Origin of the sequence: Bacillus sp. HY001 (assembly GCF_007558965.1) — a bacterium.
GTDB lineage: Bacteria > Bacillota > Bacilli > Bacillales > Bacillaceae_G > Bacillus_A > Bacillus_A mobilis.
The window spans coordinates 335,764-352,159 of the sequence record NZ_VLTE01000005.1; the positions used below are offsets into that span (position 1 = coordinate 335,764).

The 16,396-nt window shown below is 35.9% G+C and carries 24 protein-coding genes; 11 read left to right on the top strand and 13 right to left on the bottom strand.

What is annotated here, in order from left to right; all coding sequences use genetic code 11:
• Positions 1–5: 5 nt before the first annotated feature.
• The 3 genes from pepQ to FOT98_RS04465 are packed head-to-tail and all read right to left on the bottom strand — an operon-like array spanning position 6 to position 2,053.
• A complete protein-coding gene (gene pepQ, locus FOT98_RS04455) occupies positions 6–1,067 on the bottom strand; it encodes a Xaa-Pro dipeptidase (RefSeq protein ID WP_061677445.1) in 1,062 nt (353 codons plus the stop codon).
• A gap of 4 nt (positions 1,068–1,071) precedes the next feature.
• Entirely contained in the window at positions 1,072–1,512 is a 441-nt protein-coding gene (gene aroQ, locus FOT98_RS04460) for a type II 3-dehydroquinate dehydratase (RefSeq protein ID WP_061677443.1), read from the bottom strand.
• A gap of 52 nt (positions 1,513–1,564) precedes the next feature.
• Complete coding sequence (locus FOT98_RS04465) at positions 1,565–2,053, bottom strand: YqhR family membrane protein (protein WP_061677441.1); 489 nt, start codon at positions 2,051–2,053, stop codon at positions 1,565–1,567.
• A 244-nt stretch (positions 2,054–2,297) separates the two neighbouring features.
• On the opposite strand from FOT98_RS04465, the gene FOT98_RS04470 reads away from it, so the two are divergent.
• Positions 2,298–3,218 carry a DUF1385 domain-containing protein gene (locus FOT98_RS04470; RefSeq protein WP_000807118.1) on the top strand — a complete coding sequence of 307 codons (921 nt, stop codon included), beginning with the start codon at positions 2,298–2,300 and terminating at the stop codon, positions 3,216–3,218.
• A 79-nt stretch (positions 3,219–3,297) separates the two neighbouring features.
• Entirely contained in the window at positions 3,298–3,699 is a 402-nt protein-coding gene (locus FOT98_RS04475) for an SA1362 family protein (protein WP_061677439.1), read from the top strand.
• Here the strand turns inward: FOT98_RS04475 and FOT98_RS04480 are convergent.
• From FOT98_RS04480 to splB, 3 genes are all read right to left on the bottom strand, one after another.
• Positions 3,696–4,358, bottom strand: a complete 663-nt coding sequence (locus FOT98_RS04480; protein WP_063260833.1) for an HAD family hydrolase — start codon at positions 4,356–4,358, stop codon at positions 3,696–3,698. The genes FOT98_RS04475 and FOT98_RS04480 overlap by 4 nt on opposite strands.
• Positions 4,359–4,411: 53 nt before the next feature.
• Positions 4,412–4,840, bottom strand: a complete 429-nt coding sequence (mntR, locus tag FOT98_RS04485) for a transcriptional regulator MntR (protein WP_001143071.1) — start codon at positions 4,838–4,840, stop codon at positions 4,412–4,414.
• Between the two features lie 144 nt (positions 4,841–4,984).
• On the bottom strand, positions 4,985–6,010 hold the full coding sequence (splB, locus tag FOT98_RS04490) for a spore photoproduct lyase (protein ID WP_063260832.1): 1,026 nt from the start codon (positions 6,008–6,010) through the stop codon (positions 4,985–4,987).
• Between the two features lie 156 nt (positions 6,011–6,166).
• Here splB and FOT98_RS04495 point away from each other — a divergent pair, with 156 nt between their 5' ends.
• From FOT98_RS04495 to FOT98_RS04505, 3 genes are all read left to right on the top strand, one after another.
• Positions 6,167–6,484, top strand: coding sequence for a PadR family transcriptional regulator (locus FOT98_RS04495; RefSeq protein WP_061677431.1), 318 nt, complete (start codon positions 6,167–6,169; stop codon positions 6,482–6,484).
• Positions 6,485–6,489: 5 nt separating this feature from the next.
• Positions 6,490–7,161: a DUF1129 domain-containing protein gene (locus FOT98_RS04500; protein WP_061677426.1), complete on the top strand. Its 672-nt coding sequence runs from the start codon at positions 6,490–6,492 to the stop codon at positions 7,159–7,161.
• Positions 7,162–7,361: 200 nt separating this feature from the next.
• The gene (locus tag FOT98_RS04505) at positions 7,362–8,201 is read left to right on the top strand and encodes a hypothetical protein (RefSeq protein ID WP_061677424.1); all 840 of its coding nucleotides are present in this window, start codon (positions 7,362–7,364) and stop codon (positions 8,199–8,201) included.
• 27 nt (positions 8,202–8,228) lie between these two features.
• Here the strand turns inward: FOT98_RS04505 and FOT98_RS04510 are convergent, their stop codons facing one another.
• Complete coding sequence (locus tag FOT98_RS04510; protein WP_063260831.1) at positions 8,229–9,065, bottom strand: lipoate--protein ligase family protein; 837 nt, start codon at positions 9,063–9,065, stop codon at positions 8,229–8,231.
• 170 nt (positions 9,066–9,235) lie between these two features.
• On the opposite strand from FOT98_RS04510, the gene FOT98_RS04515 reads away from it, so the two are divergent.
• Positions 9,236–9,619 (top strand): rhodanese-like domain-containing protein, encoded by a 384-nt coding sequence (locus tag FOT98_RS04515; RefSeq protein ID WP_048531103.1) that lies wholly within the window; start codon positions 9,236–9,238, stop codon positions 9,617–9,619.
• Positions 9,620–9,658: 39 nt separating this feature from the next.
• Here FOT98_RS04515 and FOT98_RS04520 read toward each other — a convergent pair whose 3' ends face one another.
• Positions 9,659–10,195: a hypothetical protein gene (locus FOT98_RS04520; protein ID WP_063260913.1), complete on the bottom strand. Its 537-nt coding sequence runs from the start codon at positions 10,193–10,195 to the stop codon at positions 9,659–9,661.
• Between the two features lie 320 nt (positions 10,196–10,515).
• Here FOT98_RS04520 and FOT98_RS04525 point away from each other — a divergent pair, with 320 nt between their 5' ends.
• The 5 genes from FOT98_RS04525 (at position 10,516) to FOT98_RS04545 (ending at position 13,164) form a co-directional block, all read left to right on the top strand.
• Positions 10,516–11,493 (top strand): LacI family DNA-binding transcriptional regulator, encoded by a 978-nt coding sequence (locus FOT98_RS04525; protein ID WP_063260830.1) that lies wholly within the window; start codon positions 10,516–10,518, stop codon positions 11,491–11,493.
• A 96-nt stretch (positions 11,494–11,589) separates the two neighbouring features.
• Positions 11,590–12,171, top strand: a complete 582-nt coding sequence (locus FOT98_RS04530) for a TetR/AcrR family transcriptional regulator (RefSeq protein ID WP_002073006.1) — start codon at positions 11,590–11,592, stop codon at positions 12,169–12,171.
• Positions 12,172–12,242: 71 nt separating this feature from the next.
• Complete coding sequence (locus tag FOT98_RS04535; RefSeq protein WP_061677420.1) at positions 12,243–12,575, top strand: DMT family transporter; 333 nt, start codon at positions 12,243–12,245, stop codon at positions 12,573–12,575.
• A gap of 1 nt (position 12,576) precedes the next feature.
• Entirely contained in the window at positions 12,577–12,891 is a 315-nt protein-coding gene (locus FOT98_RS04540; RefSeq protein ID WP_000312621.1) for a DMT family transporter, read from the top strand.
• Positions 12,892–12,906: 15 nt separating this feature from the next.
• Positions 12,907–13,164, top strand: coding sequence for a DUF3975 family protein (locus tag FOT98_RS04545; protein ID WP_063260829.1), 258 nt, complete (start codon positions 12,907–12,909; stop codon positions 13,162–13,164).
• Between the two features lie 10 nt (positions 13,165–13,174).
• Here the strand turns inward: FOT98_RS04545 and FOT98_RS04550 are convergent, their stop codons facing one another.
• The 5 genes from FOT98_RS04550 to FOT98_RS04570 all read right to left on the bottom strand — a co-directional run bounded on the left by FOT98_RS04550 (position 13,175) and on the right by FOT98_RS04570 (position 16,396).
• The gene (locus tag FOT98_RS04550) at positions 13,175–13,369 is read right to left on the bottom strand and encodes a hypothetical protein (protein ID WP_080467575.1); all 195 of its coding nucleotides are present in this window, start codon (positions 13,367–13,369) and stop codon (positions 13,175–13,177) included.
• A gap of 246 nt (positions 13,370–13,615) precedes the next feature.
• The gene (locus tag FOT98_RS04555; protein WP_063260827.1) at positions 13,616–14,209 is read right to left on the bottom strand and encodes an ABC-2 transporter permease; all 594 of its coding nucleotides are present in this window, start codon (positions 14,207–14,209) and stop codon (positions 13,616–13,618) included.
• A gap of 17 nt (positions 14,210–14,226) precedes the next feature.
• Complete coding sequence (locus FOT98_RS04560) at positions 14,227–14,850, bottom strand: ABC-2 transporter permease (RefSeq protein ID WP_063260826.1); 624 nt, start codon at positions 14,848–14,850, stop codon at positions 14,227–14,229.
• A gap of 33 nt (positions 14,851–14,883) precedes the next feature.
• Positions 14,884–15,543, bottom strand: coding sequence for an ABC-2 transporter permease (locus FOT98_RS04565; RefSeq protein WP_063260825.1), 660 nt, complete (start codon positions 15,541–15,543; stop codon positions 14,884–14,886).
• A complete protein-coding gene (locus tag FOT98_RS04570) occupies positions 15,524–16,396 on the bottom strand; it encodes an ABC transporter ATP-binding protein (RefSeq protein WP_063260824.1) in 873 nt (290 codons plus the stop codon). The genes FOT98_RS04565 and FOT98_RS04570 overlap by 20 nt, the downstream gene beginning before the upstream one ends.

Here is a 16,396-nt window from a genome sequence, read left to right on the forward strand (position 1 = left end):
GTATATTACAAAATAATAAGTTCTTTTGGTGATTTCGTAATTACTTCATTACCTTCACTTGTTACAATGATATCATCTTCAATACGTACGCCGCCAATACCTGGAATATAAATACCTGGTTCTACTGTTACAGCCATACCTGGTTCAAGAACTGTATCAGAACGGAACGCTAAACCTGGTGCTTCATGGATTTCAAGACCGATTCCATGACCAGTAGAGTGTCCGAAGTATTCACCATATCCTTTTTCCGTTATGTAATCGCGCGTTAACGCATCCGCTTCACGGCCTGTTAAACCAGCTTTAATACCGTTCACACCACATAGTTGTGCTTCTAAAACGATATTATAAATTTCTTTCAATTTATCAGATGGTTCACCAACTGCAATCGTACGAGTAATATCAGAGCAATATCCTTTGTAATAAGCGCCGAAGTCTAATGTAACGAAATCTCCTGTTTCTATCACTTTTTCAGATGCCACGCCGTGCGGTAATGCCGAACGAAGACCTGAAGCAACGATAATATCAAACGAAGAAGATGTTGCTCCTTGTTTTCTCATGAAAAATTCAAGTTCATTTGACACTTCAATTTCAGATACTCCCGGACGAATGAATGATAGAATATGTTCAAAGGCAGCATCTGCAATCTGTGCAGCTTCCTTTAATATCTTAATCTCTGAATCAGTCTTTATCAAGCGTAACTTTTCTACAAGCCCAGAAGTTGGGATAAATTCAGCATCGATCGCTTCTTTATGCGCTGAATAAGAACTATATGTAAGAGTATCTTGCTCAAAGCCAAGCTTTTGAATTCCTAGTTCCTTCACTTGCTTTGCAACTTCATCAATGATTAATCCTGCATGCTGTACAATCTCGTATCCAACTGCTTGTTTACTAGCCTGCTCTACATAACGGAAATCTGTAATAAATTGAGCACGATTTTTCGAAATCAGTACAACACCAGCTGTTCCTGTGAAGTTAGCCATATATCTACGACTATGTTCATTTGTTAACAAAATACCGTCAATACCAGCCTCATCAAATGCACTTCTTACTCTTTCGATTTTCCCCATTACTTTATGCCTCCCTCAATTTCTCCATTACTGCAAATAACGCTAACTTATAGCCATAAAAACCAAATCCAACAATTTGTCCCGCACAAACAGCTGCCGTCACAGATTCATGACGGAACGACTCACGCTGGTGAATGTTAGAAATATGTACTTCAATAACAGGAATCGAAATGCTCGCAATCGCATCTCGAATCGCATAGCTATAATGCGTAAATGCTCCAGGATTTAAAATGATCCCTTCATATATATCTTCCGCCTCATGAATACGATCGATAATCGCACCTTCATGATTCGATTGGAAACATTCTAACTCCACTCCCATCGTTTCTGCTTCTTGCTTCATGTCTGCTTCAAGTGTCGCTAGCGTGCCCTTACCATATACATTTACCTCCCTGACACCGAGGCGATTTAGGTTAGGACCGTTTACGAGGAGTACCTTTTTCATATGCTTAAAACTCCTTAATATTAAATATCTATACAACATTTTAACATAGGAGTTACTTATTTGAATAGTTCGTCTTCTCTTCTCCTTCTCGCTCAGCTTTATTGGTATTTACTGCGTAGGAAACAGAGTATGCTATAAACACACCATACAATATAAAAATGCATATCGTCGTCACAATTGTTTCTTTCGGTAAATGAAGTGCGCTTTTAATAGCAGGCGCTATTAACCCCATTCCGAAAAATAGTAACGCCCACCAAAATAGGCCATAAATCATCCCTGGAAGAATTCCTTCAAACTTTGCCAAAAACGCTTTATACAAAAAGGCAATTAAAATCGAAAGTAGTCCCATACAAACAATTCCTGACACATTGCCCCATACCCCTTCTTTCCAGCTTCCAAAGGCAAATGGTAAAAGTAAATAGTTCGGTCCCGCTTCCGTAAATGAAAATATATGAAGGAAATACCATATCCCTCCCCAAAAGATTCCACCAAATAAACCAATTTGTACAAAATTTCTTGTTCCTAATTGTTCTTGACTCACATCGACACCTCCGCTCAATAGTATGCCCGAAACTATTTTGAACCATGTTTAAATACTGCGAAATTTGTCTATAAAAAGAATAAGAAATGTCCGACTCTCGTAACATTTTTCCTTGTCATATACTTGTATTTGTCGATAAAATAAAGGAAACTCGGTGATTGTCTTATTTCAAAATGACAGAACCCAGTATGACAATTGCCTCTTTTTCTACATAAGAGAGAAACAAATACAGGTTGGTGTTAACATGGCAGAAGAGTCAAAACAAATATATGGCGGGCAAGCAGTCATAGAAGGAGTTATGTTTGGCGGTAGAGAATATACTGTTACAGCGGTTCGTCGTAAAGATAAATCGATTGAATTTTATCGATTACCACGCGTTCGTAATAAAGCATTATCTATGCTGAAGAAAATTCCATTTTTACGAGGTATTGCCGCTATTGTGGATGCAAGTGCGAACGGAGCAAAACATTTAAACTTTGCTTCAGAACGATTTGATGTTCACCCAGAAGAAGACGAACAAATTGCAAATAACAAAGAAGAACAATCGAAATTAACGATGGTATTAGGAGTTGCAGCAGTTGGTGTTTTATCTTTCATATTTGGTAAAGTCATTTTCACAGCAGTTCCTGCACTACTAGCTGAATTAACGAGACCGATTTTCCCCTCTCATACAGGGCAAATCATTGTCGAAAGTGTCATTAAGCTCATGCTATTATTGAGCTATATATACTTTATTTCTTTAACCCCACTTATTAAGCGGGTATTTCAGTACCATGGTGCGGAGCATAAAGTAATTAATGCCTATGAGAATAACCTTCCAATGACTGTGGAAAATGTACAAAAACAAACTCGCCTTCATTATCGCTGTGGCAGTAGCTTTATTATATTTACAGTCATTATTGGAATGTTTGTTTATTTCCTTGTCCCTACAGATCCACTTTGGGCCAGAGTCGTAAACCGAATTTTATTAATTCCAGTCGTTCTCGGCATTTCTTTCGAAGTGTTACAATTTACAAATCGATTACGCGATATTCCAGTATTACGCATACTTGGATATCCCGGATTATGGCTGCAACTGTTAACAACGAAAGAACCAACAGATGATCAAGTGGAAGTAGCCATTGCATCGTTTGAAGAATTATTACGTTTAGAAAACAAACAATAATTATTTAAAAATGGTGTTCAACTCCTTTCCTCATCGTTAATATACTATTTTTAATATATGTTTTTAGGAGGTGTCCCTTATGAACGGTCGTTCGTTTACTTTCGCTATATTTGTGCTTATTATCGGATTAGCAATATTCGGCCTTGTTTCATCTGTCATTACAGACCCAATGGGAGTGTTAAGAAATATTGGTATCATGTTGGCTGTCGTTGGTATCTTTTATTTACTCTACAAAATGTTTACAAACTCTAGTGGTTCTGCAAATTCGCAAAGCTCTTATAAGCGTGCTGCAAAACAATCGAACCGCAAACATGGGAAACAAAATGTAGCACCCCTAAGCAATTCATTATTTAAATCAAACGCTTCTAATGAAAAAGGAAAAAAAGGCACTCCTTCCACTTTGAAGCGAAAAAGAAAACAATCTCATTTAACTGTCATTGAAGGTAAAAAAACAAAAAAGAAAGACCGTGCTTCCTTTTAGGAAATACGGTCTTTTTTTATATTTTGCAGTACTTCTTTCAAACTTTTATCTTTCATACTTTCAATTCGAAGGTGATGATTTTCAAAGGGTAAGTTCCGTGTCACATCATTAGGTACTACGACACACTTTAATCCTGCTGCAATTGCTGCCTTCAATCCGTTTAACGAATCTTCAAATACAACAGCTTCAGACGGATCAATCCCTAAATCTTCTATCGCAATTCGATAAAGTGCTGGATCCGGTTTTACCTTTTCAACATCGTCTCTCGTTTTAATGACTTCAAAATAATCTCGAATTTGTAGCTCTTCCAAAAAAGGAATAATCCATTCTCTAGATGAACTGGAAGCTAATGCGATTTTCAATCCCATTTCTTTCGCTTCCTCTAAATATTCTTTTACCCCGTCACGAGCTTCTGGTATTTTCATTTTCTCTTTATGTAAAGTTTTCACTTTTTCTTTTAATGTATGCTTATTAAATTTCTCTTTTAATTGCTCATTTAAATATGCATATAGTACATCATCTGTCGTTCCAATACATTTTGCAAATTCCTCTAAAGGTAACTCCCCGCCATACTCACGAACGGCGTCTCTGAAAGAGTGAAACCATATTGTTTCTGTGTCCACAATTAATCCATCAAAATCAAAAATAATTGCTTTCATAATTCTCCCATCCTTTTCGATTGAAATAAAAAAGGAAACGACATACGTTCCCCTTAATTACTTTTCTCTTCATTTGCTTTTTGAACACCACGAAGTGTTTCCACTCGAACCTCATCTTGTTCAAAGTATTGCACTAAATCACCGATGCGGTCAATTGCTTCCCAACTTAAATGATGTTCAATTCCTTCTACATCATTGTAAATCTTGCTTTCATCCAAACCGATAATACGCATAAATTGCTCTAGCAAGTCATGACGGTATACGAGACGTTCTCCGATTTTTTTACCTTTTGATGTTAATACAAGCCCTCTATATTTTTCATAAATTAGATATTCATCTTTGTCTAATTTTTGCACCATTTTTGTTACAGAGGATGGATGTACACTCAGCGCTTCAGCAATATCAGATACGCGGGCATAACCCTTTTCATCAATCAACAAATAAATTTGTTCAATATAATCTTCCATACTAGGGGTAGGCATCGGTTTCCTCCATCCAATTTCATTTTGCTCATTCCGTACGAAGCAATCAATAAAATGATACACCAGAAAGAATAACGTGACAAGTTGAAAACAAGCTTAAATATATAAAACAAAAAAGAATCTGTATTTGTATACAGACTCTTCTTAAGTAAAGTATTGTATTTCTGCATCAGGAAAAAACTCATGTATATAACCTCTTATTGTTTCTTCTAATACTTCCGCATCATCTTTTTTATATACGTATTTCCCGATTCCGTATCGTCCCCATTTATATTTACGCTTCTCTTCATCCATTTCAAGTTTCGAATTAGGATAACGCTCTTGAATGACCTTTTTTGCCGGTTTTGTAAAGCGATGTTGAATTAATTCAAACGTTAAATTCGGTATCGACAAATCTTTTAGCGCATTGTACAGTCGCTCAAATAGTTCACGGTATCCTTCTTCCCATCCTTCATGCATATAAAGTGGCGCAACTATAAAGCCAAGTGGATAACCCGCGCCTGCTACTTTACGTGCCGCCTCAATACGCTCTTCAAACGGTGATGTCCCCGGCTCAAAATTTTTAATCACATACCGTGAATTAATACTGAAGCGAAAACGAGTTTTCCCATTATGTTTTGCATCTAATAAATGATCAACGTGCGAATATTTCGTAACGAAACGTAAACGCCCGTGCTCACTTTCTCCAATGAATTCAATCGCCCGCTTTAATGCATGTGTTAAATGATCAATCCCAACGATATCTGATGTACAAGCCGCTTCAAATCTTGTTATTTCAGGTGTTCTTTCATCCATATATTGCTTTGCCTTCTCAAATATTTCATCAAGATTAACATACACGCGAACGTAAGGCTTACTCCCAAGTGTCGTTTGCAAATAACAATAATGACAATGCCCCATACACCCTGTTGCAAGCGGGATTGCATATTCAGCTGACGGTTTTGACGTATCAAACTTTAATGTCTTCCTAACCCCAACGACAAGCGTTGCCTTTGCAGTACGATACTTTTGCAAATCATTTTCACCTGGCAAATTTCTAATTTGATTATGAGATGTCGTTTCACGAATTTCTAATCCCATCTTCGTAAACTTCTCATACAGCTCTTTTCCAAGCGGATATTCAAGTGCCTTCGGTTCAAAATAAACGAGTTTTGGCATAAATGGTTTCATACGTTTCCCTCCTCTCGTTAGTATGGGGAATGTTGAAAAATTAAAACTCATAAAAGTTTTCCACGTCAGTAACTTGCGTTGCAAGTTACTGGATGCTATAATTTGGATATCAGCTACCTTGCAACGCAAGTTACCTGAATAAAAGGTGGTGAAATCATGCACAGCCAAATGTTAAAAGGTGTGCTCGAAGGTTGCATCCTATACATCATTTCACAAGAAGAAGTGTACGGATATGAACTGAGTACAAAATTAAATAAACACGGATTTACATTCGTAAGCGAAGGAAGCATATATCCGTTATTGTTACGTATGCAAAAAGAAAAGTTGATTGAAGGAACATTAAAAGCCTCCTCACTCGGTCCAAAACGTAAATATTATCACGTAACCGAAAAAGGATTAGAACAGCTTGAAGAATTTAAACAAAGCTGGGGAATGGTTTCAACAACCGTAAACAACTTATTACAAGGGGAGTGATAGGGATGAATGCACAAGACATGATTGAGTTGAATAATAAAAAACGTGAGCTTTTAACTTCCGAAAACGAAACTGCTTATGGCGATATGTTAGTATACCTTCGGTTATCTAATGTACCCGAACATCAAGTGGAAGAACTTTTGTTAGAAATATTAGACCACCTTATCGAAGCACAAACAGAAAATAAAAATGCTTACGACATTTTCGGAAATGATTTACAATCTTACTGCGATGAACTTATATCAGCTTTACCAGCCCAAACAAAATTAGAAAAAACTTCTTTAATCGGTTTTGTTATTAGCTTACTTCTTGCTATACAGTTTGGAATGGATGCCCTTGCTTCTCTTTTCATTTTCCTGTTTGAAAAAAATACCGATATAACAAGCCCACCTTTTAGCATCCCTGGAACTACTTTGTCTGTTTCACTCATTATTCTAGGAATACTGCTTATATTACATTTATTAAAGCGTTACTCTTTTAATAAAAAGATAAATTGGAAAGGACGAATTCTATTCGGACTCGCTTTTGCTACTCCATTTTGTTCAGCTATATTTGTAAATATTTATTTTAGAAAGCAACCTTATTTCCTTTATCATCTAACCTTTTGGCAAAATGCCTTAATTGCTATCTTATTTTTTGTTTTATATAAATTACTATATAAAAAATCAAATTTTTAGCAGCCTTTCAAAAGGCTGTTTTTCTTCTGTCTAATTTTACAAATTGAAAAATTTCATAAAGAAAATAAGAAAAATGCAAAATAATTAAAGTTAATTGTTGACGTGATGCTTTTATTATCGGTATCATAAATCTTCGTGAGCAATTATTTTTCGTTATACGATTTTTTTATTATTACTGAATTTTTGAGAGGAGAAATTAGATGTCAGTTAAGAAGAAAACGCAAGTACGCACCGGCAAAATGGTACGTGAACTAATGTTAGCAGACGAAGATGTAAATGCTTCGCTAATTATGGTATATAGTGAAAACGGTGTAAACGCAGAAATTAAAATCGAGGGCTTAACGCCGAAATGTAACGAAGAATTATTTTTGAGCGGAAACGTGGATTGGAACAAGAGTGTTATTTATAAAATTGTTGATTTCACTGGGAACGCTGAAGTTGGTAAAGTTACATTAACAGCGATGAACAAAAATAATGTTTCTCTAGAAGTTGAGCGCGTTATGTGGAGCAAAGAAAATAAAGAAGCTGCTGAGCAAGAAGAAACAGTTGTAGAACCTACTCCGAAAAAAGAAGTAGTTGTAGAAGCTCCAAAAGCAGTTACACCTGCTCCAAAACCTGTTACGCGAGTAGAAACACCTGTAGCACCTAAACCTACTCCGGTACCAACGCCGAAGCCAGTAAGTGTAGAAGCAGCTGTGGAATTATCTACTCCAGCACCTGTGAAAAAAGCAGTACCAACTCCAGTTACAAAGCAAGAGACAGCACCGGTTGCGCCTGCAAAACCGAAGCACCCTGCTTTGACTGAAACAAATACAAAACTACAAGAAAATTATGTGAAACTCGTGAAAAAGACAATTGAAGTTTGTCAAGATTACGAGCTTGGCATCGACATAGATGATTCTATTGAAAGCTTAAAACAAGAACTACAAAGCCAAGGTATTAGCGTTACATTCGACAAAGAAATTATGGACGTTGTAAATCGCCTTCGTTCTTTACAAGATAAAGGAATCAAAGTAGAAAAAGTACTTAATTTACTATAAAAAATAAGAGGTGGCAATTGCCACCTCTTATTTTTTATAATTCCATTCCTTACTTTCATACTTCTCTTTTGCTAATGTTTGCACTTCATGTAACTGTTCTTCTGTTAATTCATACGGAACAAGCTCTACATCTAATCCTTTTTCAAACCCAACCTCAAACGCTTTAATTAACTGCTCGATTGTAAACGTACGGTCTGTTAATTCATTAATTGCTACCGCTTTAGAAGAGAACATACTCTTCATACGTTCTTTTACACGTTCATTCGGGAATAAAAACAGATCATATAATTCATCTAAATCTATTTCTAACGGAATCGATCCGTGCTGTAAAATCACACCTTTTTGACGTGTTTGAGCACTACCTGCGATTTTTCTTCCTTCTACTACAATTTCATACCAAGACGGTGCATCAAAGCATACGCCTGAACGTGGATTTTTTAAATTTTCACGGTCTGCTTCCGTTTTTGGAACTGCATAATACGCTTCTAATCCTAATGCCTTAAAACCGTCTAATAAACCTTGCGAAATAATACGATACGCTTCTGTAACTGTTTTTGGCATATTTGGATGATCTTCAGACACAATAACACTGTACGTTAATTCTTTATCATGTAGTACACCCCTGCCGCCTGTTTGACGACGAACGAATCCATATTGCTTTTCGTTAACTACATCCATATTAATATCTTTTTCAACACGCTGGAAATACCCAACTGTTAATGTTGGTACTTCCCATTCATAAAAACGAATGGTTGGTGGCATTTTCTTTTCACTTTGCCAATTTAATAAACATTCATCTAACGCCATATTAAATGCCGGTGAACATTGACCAGAGTTAATATAACACCATTTTTCTTTTCCCATCCTGCACCTCATATAACCAATTATTTTTCACATTCTCTAGTCTACCAAATTCGACAAAATTTGTGAAAGAATACGAAATTTCTTCTTATATGCAAATGAATCTGTTGCATAAATACATACGGGCATTATAATATTGAAAGTAGGATAAGAAAAAAGGGAGCGATAGAACCGTGTCAACAACTTGGATTATTTTATTAGCCGTAATCGTAGCGTTCATCGGTTACACTGTATGGATGTATTTCTATCAGAAAAAATTAATTAAAACACTTTCAGAAGAAGAGTTTCGCGCTGGCTACCGTAAAGCACAGCTTATCGATATTCGCGAAGCAGACGAATATACTGCAGGGCATATTTTAGGCGCACGTAACATTCCGTTATCACAAATTCGCCTTCGTCATAAAGAACTTCGTAAAGATCAACCAGTTTACTTATACTGCCAAAGCGGATTCCGTACTGGTCGTGCGGCTCAATACTTAAAGAAACAAGGCTACAAAGATTTCTACCAATTACAAGGTGGATTCAAAACGTGGACTGGAAAAATTAAAAAGAAATAATAACATACAAAAACTAGCTGAATAATTCAGCTAGTTTTTTCATTCCATATTATTCGCAATGTATAATAAATTTTGCTTAATTACATTTTTATCATTCTCTTGTGCATTACGATACAAAATCTGATATTCAAGTCCTTTCTCTTTCCAGATAAGCGTAGCAAATTCGTCTCCTCGCTCAGTATCATCCTTATTTTTAAAATAAGCGAGTGCTCCATTATTCAATTTCATTTGTTCTTGAAATCGCTTCTCTTCCACGAGATCCGGAAAACTATAAGGAAAGTTCGCAACATTTAACTCAATATACTCATTTCTCCCCGACTCCCGCTGTTTATATTTAATCATCAAAACAGTGTTCTTTTTTCCAATCGTTCTGACTTCCCCCTTCACATCACTCGTAATGTCATACGGTAAAAACGCCGGAACTTTAAATTTCACTGGAAAATATTTTGGAAGCTCCTTCAGCGGAATTGGATCCGTAACACGATCCATAGCTCCCCCTGTTGTTCCCACAAAGTTTTTCTCTTCTTGCATCGTTTGCTGAAACGAACATGAACTTAGCACTAGACTAGAAAACACGAAACAAATGATTCTTTTTTTCAATTTGTTTCCGCCCTTTCTTCATACCGCTATCTTTACGAATGAAGCGTTTATATGCTATTCATATTCGCTTCATTAACAAACTCCCCCTTTGAAAACTTTCCACGTTATTCTCACACATTTTGACAAAATCTCTTTTATAGACGCAAAAAAGACCCCCATCATTCTCACGCCCAAATGAAAAGGTTACGCGAATAACAGAAGTCATGTTTATAACATAGTTTGTGAAAAGCTTTTCAGGTCAAGATTTTTTCATTCTTATTATTTTCCCTTTATAATAGTGGAAAGAGGTGATACATATGGCCAATATAAAACAAATTGCAAAAACCGCTGGTGTATCCATATCAACTGTTTCCCGCGTCCTTAATAATCACCCTTACGTAAAAGAAGAAAAACGTAAGCGTGTTCTAGATGCTGTTGAAGAATTGAACTATGCCAAAAATATCAATGCTATTCATTTAATAAAGGGAAAAACCTATACGATCGGGGTTATGCTCCCTTTCATTAATGTTCCTTACTTTAGTACCATTATTGAAGGAATTGGAAACGAAGCGTTAGCAGCTGGATATCACATTAATTTATGCCAAACGAATTACGATAGCATTGAAGAAATTCGCGTTCTTGAAATGATGAAAATGAAACAATTCGACGGAATGATTATTTGCTCTCAAACGAGTTCATGGGAACAAATTGAACCTTTCGCCAAATTTGCCCCTATTATTTCATGCGAAAAAATGAACCACCCCCTCATTTCATCTATCTATGTAGATCATTACGAAGGCTTCCGTCTCGGCACTGCCTATTTACTCAGTAAAGGGCATGAGAAAATCGGGATATGTTTAGCAAGAAAAACGAGTGCAAATTCTATAGAGCGCGAAAAAGCATTCGCAGATACACTTCGGAACGCAGGTAAAACGGCACATCCTGATTGGATTTTTCATCAATGCTATACAATGCAAGACGGTGCACAAATACTCCATCGTATTTTAAATATGAAAAATCGTCCAACCGCTATTTTTACAGCGAACGATCAAGTTGCAGCTGGTTTATTAACAGAGGCGCGAAAACATGGCATTCGAGTCCCTGAAGATCTCGCTATCCTCGGATTTGATAATCATGAAATTTCAAAGGCGCTAGAAATTTCAACTATTGAGCATCCTGGTCTCGCAATGGGCTCACATGCTTTTTCTTTATTCCATAAACAAATCCAGAGCGAGCAAATTGTTGGGAACGCAAAAGAGCTTTCATTCCATTTAATTGAGCGAGATACTGTCTAAAAAGAGCGTTACCTATTGCGCTCTTTTTCAGCTCTTCCCCTATTGACTTTATATTTTCCATCTCATATAATGAACCTAACGAACGGTAGGTAGGGGATGAAAATGACAGCAAACCGCATTAAAGCTGTAGCACTTTCTCATTTCGCACGCTACGGCTATGAAGGAACTTCATTAGCAAATATTGCTCAAGAAGTTGGGATTAAAAAACCATCGATTTACGCACACTTTAAAGGAAAAGAAGAGCTATATTTTATATGCTTAGAATCCGCTCTTCAAAAAGATTTACAGAGCTTCACAGACGATATCGAAAATTTTTCAAATTCGTCTACTGAAGAATCGCTCTTACAGTTACTAAAGGGCTACGCAAAACGATTTGGTGAAAGTGAAGAATCAATGTTTTGGTTACGAACTTCCTATTTTCCGCCCGATGCATTTCGCGAACAAATTATCGAAAAAGCGAATACACACATTGAGAACGTCGGAAAACTTTTATTCCCTATATTTAAACGTGCAAACGAGCAAAGTGAACTGCATAACATTGAAGTAGAAGACGCTCTAGAAGCTTTTCTATGCTTACTAGACGGACTTATGGTTGAGCTACTATTTGCAGGTTTAAATCGCTTTGAGACTCGTTTAAACGCCTCTTGGCAAGTATTTTGGCGAGGCCTTTCAAACTGACGGATTGCTCCTTTGCAATGCGTCGTTTTTAAGCCCTTTACCTAACGACTGGTAGGAAGGAGAAATGACATATGGCATGGATTTATGTAATCATAGCTGGTATTATTGAAATCTTTTGGGTCATTGGACTAAAACACGCGGAGGCACCACTTGAATGGGCTGGTGTTGCATTATTAATTACAATTAGTTTCGTTTTATTATTTAAAGCTTATAAAGATTTACCTGTCGGCACTGTATATGCAGTCTTTACAGGAATTGGAGCTGGTGGGATCGTTCTGACAGAGATTTTCATCTTCGGAGAACCTTTCTCTATTGTAAAAGTTTTATTAATCGGTTTAATCTTCTTCGGAGTAATTGGGCTAAAACGAGTAACAGAAGAAAAAGAAGCGAAGGAGGCCGCATAAAATGGCTTGGGTATTTTTAATTCTAGCTGGTATTTGTGAAATTATTGGTGTACTCTTTATGAAAGTAGCCACTGAAAAGAAAGGCTGGGCACCAAAAGTTATTTTAATCGCTAACTTCGGCGTAAGCTTCTTCTTCTTATCTCTTGCGATGGACACATTACCGATGGGAACTGCTTACGCGATTTGGACTGGAATCGGAACTGCCGGAAGTGCACTTCTAGGTATTCTTATTTTCCGTGAATCAGCGGATTGGCGTCGACTTGCCTTCTTAAGCTGCATTCTATGCGGCGCTGTTGGCTTAAAACTATTAAGCTAACGTGAGGTGAATGTCATGTGGAAAGAAAAAGGAAAACAAATGTTAGCATGGATTACACTCGGGATTGTCATTCTACTGCAAATCAGTTTTCATATAATAGAATGGTTGTTTCATAGAGTCGTATCCATTCTTACATTTCTTCCTAACATGGCACTTGAAATTGCATCTATTGCTTGGTCTATTATTGCCTCCATTACAATCGTCATTATATGGAGTATCGCCAAACTATGGAATACATTATTTAAAAAGGACAGTACTTCAGAAAAAGAGTAACTGTCCTTTTTTATATCCATTCGGAATTTCTGTAGAAGTTTGATGTGATAAGACAAAGAAGACCAACTATGACAATACTGATACCAATCCCTTTATGCAAATTAGGAAATGGTGATGGTATATCTGAATAGAAATTTGCTAATATGAGACCAATTGAAAATAAAAATATCCCTATTCTATATAACCATTTTCTTTTATTCATCATTCTCCCCCTAACATTTTTCATACACTCCTTTCTTTTGGACATACTACCTAAAAAAGGAGTGGATAATATGCAAAACTCTATACATAAGCAGATCCTATTTTTATTTTTCTTCTTTCTCATTCTCGTTATCATTTTCAGCTTTATATTACATACTCCGAAAGATGTTGTACCGAATAGCCTCTCTGTTTATAAACTCTTACTTTCATATTGTCGTTATTGAAGAAGGTGCCTTACATAAGGCACCTTCTAAAATTCTCTCTTCTCATACAATTTCACTGAAACGAAGATAGATATTATGAACATGCATATTGAACTAATGAATAACATGCTGTTATATAGTTGAATTTGTTCTAGGTTGATTTCAAACAAAGTTTCTAAAATAACAATCGGTGCCATGAATATTACTATCGTAATAAAAATAGTTTTTTTATACCCTAGCCAAAACGCTATCGGTAGAACAAAACTTAAATATACTAAAATGAAGCTAATACTAGTAAACACTGTCGTTTCAATAAATTCAAATATATTAGTTCCATTTTTCATTACCATCGTAAAACAACCAATTGATACACTTATGAAAATAATAATAATCGATACGACATATTTGGCAAATACAATTTCTTTTTTCAATATTGGTAAACTATTTACTATTACTTCACTCTCATTTTTACCATCGGCTTCAAACGTTTTGATCGTCGCCATAACTGTAAAAATGACCGACATAATTACGAATACATTTCCCGTATCTTTTAAGGCCATATAAAAGAGAATAGGGTATAATATGTACCACATTAAAAACTTCCACTGAATAATAAAATCTTTTAAAATTAGTTGTTCCAAAACTATTCTCCTCCCCCTTACAAATCACGCTCACTATACAAATTAATTGAGAGTAACATAGACATAACATATAAAAGAAGCAGCACTGCTATAAAACAAATATTTACGACTAAACTCGTGCTCCAAGCATTCTCAACATCTAACCATACACTACTTACAATCACTCCACTTAATCCCCCAATTATAACTCCCATAAAATAAGCGGCCTGTTTCGAACTGCTATATTCTACCGAAAATTCAATTGGAAGTACGATCATGATATAAACCAATCCTCCCGTTATTCCGCCAAGAATCGCTCCCCACAGCATAAATCCAGTTATATGTTCATTTTGCAACTGAATTAGACCAACTAAAAGTGAGAAAACCACACCTAAAAGAACTAAAATGCTTACAAATATGTATTTTGCTATGACAATGTCTGTACGATTAAACGGTAAACTATTTAATATCTTTTCACTCTTATTCCTAGCCTCATAACTCGTCGACCATATTGTTCCAAGGATAGGTATAGTTATACTAAGCTTCAACAGAAAAGTGTCGCTACCGAAATCAACAATTGCTAGGAAAAGCAAGCATATAAAACCAACAACCCCTACCTTTCTTTGCAACATCATATCTTTTAAAACTAGTTGTTTGATCATGTATTACACCTCCTGGTATGAAAAGAGCCTCTTCTACAAATCACGTGCTTCATAAATTTTAATTGTAAGAAACATAGAAGCGATATAAATACTGACTAATGCAATGAATCCAACTATAAATACACCAATATGCACAGGATTCATAATCCACTCTAGGAATGAAGGTGTTGTTTCATTCAGCCCATCACTAATAAATATCCAAAGTATCCCCCCGACTCCTATTGATGCTGCTGATACTAGACTTCTTACTACATTCGATTTTATAGCATAATAACTAGGGAAAAAGGTGACAACTAAAAACACGGCGTAAAAAAGCCCATTTACTACTCCATACCATGGAATTTCAATGTATATAGGTGCACCGATATCACCAATAACAGCGATACCTCTTATAAGGAAAATAAGCAATAAAGTAGAGAACATGCCACCCACAATAAATATTGCACTGGAAATATATCTAGCAATTATGATATCCTTTCTGCTTAACGGTAAACTATTCATAATAATGTCACTTGTATTTCGTTCATCTATTACGATTAATATCGTAACTGAGGAAAGCGTTACAAATAAACAACTCATAGGAAACAGCATTCCATCACCGTTTTCAAATAAAAAGAATATAAAGGGTATAGTAAGATATACTGGCCATATCCCTCGAAAAAAGAACAAATCTTTATATACGAGCTGACGCATAGGCACCTCTCCCTTTCGCGGTGTAAACGATGATATCATCTAATGTAGGCTTTTCTAGTACAACCTCATTTCCAAACCAATTGACAATTGCTTGTTTATCCTTCGCTAAACCTTCAAAACCAAATTTATTTTTTCGTAATCCCACAAATAGTTCTTTTCCTTCTCGGTCTAATAAATCGTTACTTCCTTTTACGACTACGTAGTTCTCCATTAGTTCGTCTTTTTCACCAGTAAATATAATTTCTCCATCGTTGATGAACGTAATATAATCTGCGATACGCTCTAAGTCTGTTGTAATATGAGTTGAGAATAATACAGATACTTTATCTTCCATTACAATTTCTTGTAACATATCAAGTAATTCACTTCGAACAACTGGATCTAATCCTGCTGTTGGTTCGTCCATAATAATAAATTCCGCGTGGTGCGAAAGTGCGATGGCAATCGCAAATTTCATTTTCATCCCTTTTGATAGTTCTTTAATTTTTTTATACTTCGGAACTTGCAATCTATGCATATACGATTGATACTGCTCTTCGTCCCACTTTTTATATAACGGCGCAATAATACGCTTCATTTGTTCACATGTTAAATCTTCATAGTAATGATTTTCATCATATACAAAACCGATATTTTGTTTTATTTCTTTTTCGGCTTTCTTATTGTCCTTGCCAAAAATTTTTATATCGCCGCTATCTTTTCGAATTAAATTCATAATCATTTTGATCGTCGTACTTTTCCCGGCTCCATTCGGTCCGACAAATCCCATAATATATCCGCGTGGTAACGTAAAACTTATATTTTTCACTACAAAATCTTGATAACTTTTACAAACATTTTTTAGCTCTAACAT

Coding starts and splice junctions, on each gene's coding strand:
- FOT98_RS04500 (WP_061677426.1), top strand. CDS start 6,490: ATGAATGCACAAGACATGATTGAGTTGAATAATAAAAAACGTGAGCTT.
- FOT98_RS04475 (WP_061677439.1), top strand. CDS start 3,298: ATGAACGGTCGTTCGTTTACTTTCGCTATATTTGTGCTTATTATCGGA.
- FOT98_RS04565 (WP_063260825.1), bottom strand. CDS start 15,543: ATGCGTCAGCTCGTATATAAAGATTTGTTCTTTTTTCGAGGGATATGG.
- FOT98_RS04495 (WP_061677431.1), top strand. CDS start 6,167: ATGCACAGCCAAATGTTAAAAGGTGTGCTCGAAGGTTGCATCCTATAC.
- splB (WP_063260832.1), bottom strand. CDS start 6,010: ATGAAACCATTTATGCCAAAACTCGTTTATTTTGAACCGAAGGCACTT.
- FOT98_RS04550 (WP_080467575.1), bottom strand. CDS start 13,369: ATGATGAATAAAAGAAAATGGTTATATAGAATAGGGATATTTTTATTT.
- FOT98_RS04505 (WP_061677424.1), top strand. CDS start 7,362: ATGTCAGTTAAGAAGAAAACGCAAGTACGCACCGGCAAAATGGTACGT.
- FOT98_RS04535 (WP_061677420.1), top strand. CDS start 12,243: ATGGCATGGATTTATGTAATCATAGCTGGTATTATTGAAATCTTTTGG.
- mntR (WP_001143071.1), bottom strand. CDS start 4,840: ATGCCTACCCCTAGTATGGAAGATTATATTGAACAAATTTATTTGTTG.
- FOT98_RS04470 (WP_000807118.1), top strand. CDS start 2,298: ATGGCAGAAGAGTCAAAACAAATATATGGCGGGCAAGCAGTCATAGAA.
- FOT98_RS04560 (WP_063260826.1), bottom strand. CDS start 14,850: ATGATCAAACAACTAGTTTTAAAAGATATGATGTTGCAAAGAAAGGTA.
- pepQ (WP_061677445.1), bottom strand. CDS start 1,067: ATGGGGAAAATCGAAAGAGTAAGAAGTGCATTTGATGAGGCTGGTATT.
- FOT98_RS04480 (WP_063260833.1), bottom strand. CDS start 4,358: ATGAAAGCAATTATTTTTGATTTTGATGGATTAATTGTGGACACAGAA.
- FOT98_RS04510 (WP_063260831.1), bottom strand. CDS start 9,065: ATGGGAAAAGAAAAATGGTGTTATATTAACTCTGGTCAATGTTCACCG.
- aroQ (WP_061677443.1), bottom strand. CDS start 1,512: ATGAAAAAGGTACTCCTCGTAAACGGTCCTAACCTAAATCGCCTCGGT.
- FOT98_RS04525 (WP_063260830.1), top strand. CDS start 10,516: ATGGCCAATATAAAACAAATTGCAAAAACCGCTGGTGTATCCATATCA.
- FOT98_RS04530 (WP_002073006.1), top strand. CDS start 11,590: ATGAAAATGACAGCAAACCGCATTAAAGCTGTAGCACTTTCTCATTTC.
- FOT98_RS04540 (WP_000312621.1), top strand. CDS start 12,577: ATGGCTTGGGTATTTTTAATTCTAGCTGGTATTTGTGAAATTATTGGT.
- FOT98_RS04545 (WP_063260829.1), top strand. CDS start 12,907: ATGTGGAAAGAAAAAGGAAAACAAATGTTAGCATGGATTACACTCGGG.
- FOT98_RS04570 (WP_063260824.1), bottom strand. CDS start 16,396: ATGTTAGAGCTAAAAAATGTTTGTAAAAGTTATCAAGATTTTGTAGTG.